Genomic DNA, 4,142 nt, shown 5'->3' on the forward strand with positions numbered 1-4,142 from the left:
ATCGACCGATCGCCCGATCGGTGCGCCATTACTTAGTGGCTCGGTGAATATCTAAAAGCGTAAACCAGCACCTACGGCAATCCCCGTACCTTGATTGCTATCGGTAACTGGTACGATGACCGAAGCCTTGAGGCGCAGACTATCGCTGAGGTCGATGTCTGCACCACCAACCAAACCAAATGTAGTTACGCTATTGTTGCCCGTGTTCACAGCGACAGAACCACCAACAAATGGGGTAATCAAGAAGCTTTGTTCGGTATTTCTCAAGGGGAGATCGTAAGTCAGTGACGTACCAAAGCTGGTACCGTTATTGGGAAAGTAGACGAATGGACGCAGTGAGAGATTGTCGCTGACGCCGAATTTGGAGTCGATCCCGATCGAAGTTTGACCGTTGCCAAATAGTACAGATGGCCCGATCGAGCTTTGACCTATTACTTGGGCGCTGGCTGGCGTACTTACACCGATGGCAGCAATTGAAGAAAGCAGCGTAACTAATGCAATAAAATGTTTTTTCATGACAATTTCGTGGTTTAATTAGACTAGAATAAATCGGCTAAATAGACAAGAATGGATGCAAAATAACAAAAGTTTTTGGCTTGGACAAAAACTCGATATCCATATTTATAATCTAATAACTTTTGATGTATTTACATATCCACCTATAGTTAGAGATTTCACCTAATCGATCGGTCGGTTATCGCTAAATTCCAGCAGAAACAAATGTATTGAAATCGGTCGAGATCTAGCTGTGAAAATTGCATCTATACCGACCTGAGAATTTAGCGACTGCGGCGGTATTCACCATAAGAGCGACGCTCACGCCGTAAAGATTGTCGGCGAAGGCGTGCGGCTTCGCGCTCCCGTTGCAGTTCTAGCTCCCGCCGCCGTCGATAATTACTGCCACGCGAGTAACCCCGGTCGCCGATTTTTAAAATAATTTGAGATTGGAGATTGGCGGCGGGTCGATCGATCGAGACAGGACGAGCGTTAGCCGTCATTGCCTCAGATCTGGGAGCCATCGTGAGGATACTAAGTAAGCCAATTGCTAATGAAGTGAGTTTTAACATGTTTGCTGTGGGCTGGGTTAGATAAATGGAGCACGTTTATGTCGAGTGTAATCTCGCGATCGAGTCGGATTCATCGGGTAAAAGCAATAGATGTCTGCCCGTACTCTCTATCTTTTGTCACGATCCGGCAGTAGCAATGCTCGGGTAAGTAGCTTTGCTGCTAGATGGAGTTTTGTCTGCCACCGCCTCTGTAGCGCGATTTGCGTTGAGCCTGTTGCTCTGGGGTCAGAATGGCGTCTAACTGCTGTCGGCTCGATTGACGGATAGTTTTGATTTTGGCTTGTTGGTCGGCGGTGAGATTGAGACTTTTCCAGGTATTTCGCATGGCTTGGCGACGCTCTTGACGTGCTTGAGCTTGCTGCTGTTGCTCGGGTGTAAGGATCGCTTCCATTTGGCTGCGTGCCGATGCGCGGAGTTGCTGCATTTTGGTTTTTTGCTCGGCAGTCAGATTCAATTGCTCCATCCCGCCTTTGCCCCAACCGCGACCTTGCCCGAGTTGCGCCTGTTGAGCGGGAGTCAAAATTGCTCTCAGTTGCGCTTTATTTGACTCACGAATGGCTTTGAGTTTGGTTTTTTGGTCGGCAGTCAAATTCATCCCTTTGCCACCTTGGCGCTCGGCTTGGCGTGTAGCTCGAAGCTGGGTGAGTTGCTGACGCTGTGATGGCGTTAATACCGCATCGATCTGACTGCGAGTGTCAGCTTTGAGCTGCTGCATTTTGGTTTTTTGAGCGGGAGTCAGATTGAGACGATTTTCGCGGTTGCCCATTGCATTGTCAGCAATCTGTACGCCATTAGAATGCCGCTCGAAATAGTTACTCGCGGCAACTGCTGGCGCAGCAATGGAGATCGCCAATAGTGGTAAGAATTTGACTAAGTGGTTTTTCATCGTGGTAATCGGGGTGCTGGTGGTAAGGAATGTTTTATTTCCATGCTGCTATCTTAAGTTTTCTGACCCGATCCAGACATCCAGCTAAGGTCACGATCGATTCTTCAAATAACCTATCGCCAGTCATAGTTTCGATCGCCTCAAAACATGACTAACGTAACGATCGATCGGGAACAATTACAGTTATGTTAGGAGAACCCCAAGTAATTTAAGTCGATTGAATGCAGATCGAACTATTCGTGCGCCATCCGCTGAGATCGCTACTATATATCGAGTGGATTTTATTCGCCGTCGTCATGGCGCTCGAAGTGTCGCCGCGCGGACAGATGCTGGAGCTAAAATGGCTGAATGTAGGGATTGTAGCGGTGCTGGCTGTGATGGGATTGCGCCTGCCGATGGGCAAATTAGCGATCCGCATACTCTATACGATCGCCCAAATCGTGCCGATTTTTTTAGCTGCTTACCTCGGGATGCGTCAAGTTGGCTTGCTGTATATCATCGTGATGATGCGGAGCTATCTGATTTTCGGACGACAGTATCGGTTGTGGGTGACTGGCGGGATCTTTGTTCTATATCTGATGACGACGAGCTTATTTCCGTACCAACGTATGCGTGCCAACCGGGGCTACCCTCGTCCTGGCGTTACGATTGGTAGCTCTAAGCCATCTGCCCCCAGCGGCGAGTCAGCAAGCGGTCGTCAAGGCGAGTCTCCACAAGAGACGCGCCGCGAACGAGATGGGTTCAAGTGGGGGTTTGTGTCTTTATTCGCTGGCATCTTGCTCAGCTTGCAGTTACTCGTAGACCGGATCTTAGCCGAAAAGCAAGCCAAAGAAGAACTCGCGATCGCCAATCAACGCATTCGCAATTATGCCCTCAAAGCGCAAGAAAATGGTAGCCTACAAGAGCGCAATCGGATCGCCCGCGAAATTCATGATTCCCTAGGACACTCCCTCACCGCGCTCAATCTCCATCTGGAAATGGCGGTCAAACTCGCTCAAGTCAAACCCGAACAAGCGCGGGAAGTATTAATCGAAGCCAAACGATTGGGTTCGATCGCCCTACAAGACGTGCGCCAATCTGTCTCGACGCTGCGTTCCGATCCTTTGCACGATCGCGATTTAGTCAGTGCGATTCATCAATTAGCAGATGAATTTAAGCTCTCTAATCATATTCAACCCTTGTGTTTATTGGAGCTACCGCCAGAATTACCATCAGCAGTCTCGATCGCCATTTATCGGATCGTCCAAGAAGCATTAACTAATATTAGTAAATACGCCCAAGCAACAGCAGTCACGATCGAACTTCGCACCCAATCGCACTCAATTGAGTTATCAGTCACTGATAATGGACGCGGTTTTATTCCAGATAACAATCAGACTGGATTTGGCTTACAAGGTATGCGGGAACGCGTATTATCTTTACAAGGTAGCTTTGAAATTGTGAGTATGCCCGATCGTGGCGCTCAGATCTTAGCGAGTATTCCCTGGATCTAGGGATGGGAGATGGGAGATGGGAGATGGGAGATGGGGGGACTGGGGGACTGGGAGATGAAGAATTGTTCTATTACCTATTACCTTTTACCCATTACCTTTTACCTCTTACCTTTTACCTCTTACCCTTTCCTCTTTACCCTTTACCCTTTTACCCCTTACCCAATCCCGATGCCAGAGCAAAGTAAATTACCCCAACGACATCCACAAGAGAAAATCGATCGGGCGATCGTCGATCGACTATTGGAGAGCGACCCTCAAGAAGCGATGGCATTAGCCGAACTTGCCAGATTGCGAATTCGTTACAGAGGATTTCCTGGTGCGACGGATATTCAAGCCAATCTCGATCGCTTGCTGATCGAATGGCACATGACTGAAGAACAATTATTTGCCAAAACGCGCGAACTGCACGCAACCGAACCGATTTATCAAGTCAAAGCCAAAAAGTATCAAGAGCAAGAAGATTGGAATTAAATTGGTTGGTGGTGAATACCTTGGCTTACTGCTGTCATTGCCACCTCCTCAATCTAATTACCGAAGAAAAGTTAAATTTTTGTGACGAGGATCGAGCTAGGCTGGGATAACAGAGGCGCTGTAGGTGCTTACCCCCGTGGTTATCCGTATTCACGCTCAGGGTAAATAACCGAACTGCACCAGATATAATGAAAATAGAGATATCTACATAATACTCGACTCGAT

Annotated in this window: 5 protein-coding genes; 2 read left to right on the top strand and 3 right to left on the bottom strand. The window is 48.0% G+C overall.

Annotated features, from left to right (window positions below):
* Positions 1-51: 51 nt before the first annotated feature.
* The 3 genes from RMO52_RS11040 to RMO52_RS11050 form a co-directional block, all read right to left on the bottom strand.
* On the bottom strand, positions 52-516 hold the full coding sequence (locus RMO52_RS11040; RefSeq protein ID WP_310413986.1) for a hypothetical protein: 465 nt from the start codon (positions 514-516) through the stop codon (positions 52-54).
* 263 nt (positions 517-779) lie between these two features.
* The gene (locus tag RMO52_RS11045; RefSeq protein WP_310413989.1) at positions 780-1,067 is read right to left on the bottom strand and encodes a hypothetical protein; all 288 of its coding nucleotides are present in this window, start codon (positions 1,065-1,067) and stop codon (positions 780-782) included.
* 160 nt (positions 1,068-1,227) lie between these two features.
* Positions 1,228-1,953, bottom strand: coding sequence for a hypothetical protein (locus tag RMO52_RS11050; RefSeq protein WP_310413992.1), 726 nt, complete (start codon positions 1,951-1,953; stop codon positions 1,228-1,230).
* Positions 1,954-2,174: 221 nt separating this feature from the next.
* Here RMO52_RS11050 and RMO52_RS11055 point away from each other — a divergent pair, with 221 nt between their 5' ends.
* Positions 2,175-3,446: a sensor histidine kinase gene (locus RMO52_RS11055; RefSeq protein WP_310413994.1), complete on the top strand. Its 1,272-nt coding sequence runs from the start codon at positions 2,175-2,177 to the stop codon at positions 3,444-3,446.
* 168 nt (positions 3,447-3,614) lie between these two features.
* On the top strand, positions 3,615-3,917 hold the full coding sequence (locus RMO52_RS11060; protein ID WP_310413997.1) for a DUF3288 family protein: 303 nt from the start codon (positions 3,615-3,617) through the stop codon (positions 3,915-3,917).
* The last annotated feature ends 225 nt before the right edge of the window (positions 3,918-4,142 follow it).

It is taken from the genome of Chamaesiphon sp. OTE_8_metabat_110, from assembly GCF_031382685.1.
In the GTDB taxonomy this organism is placed as follows: domain Bacteria; phylum Cyanobacteriota; class Cyanobacteriia; order Cyanobacteriales; family Chamaesiphonaceae; genus Chamaesiphon.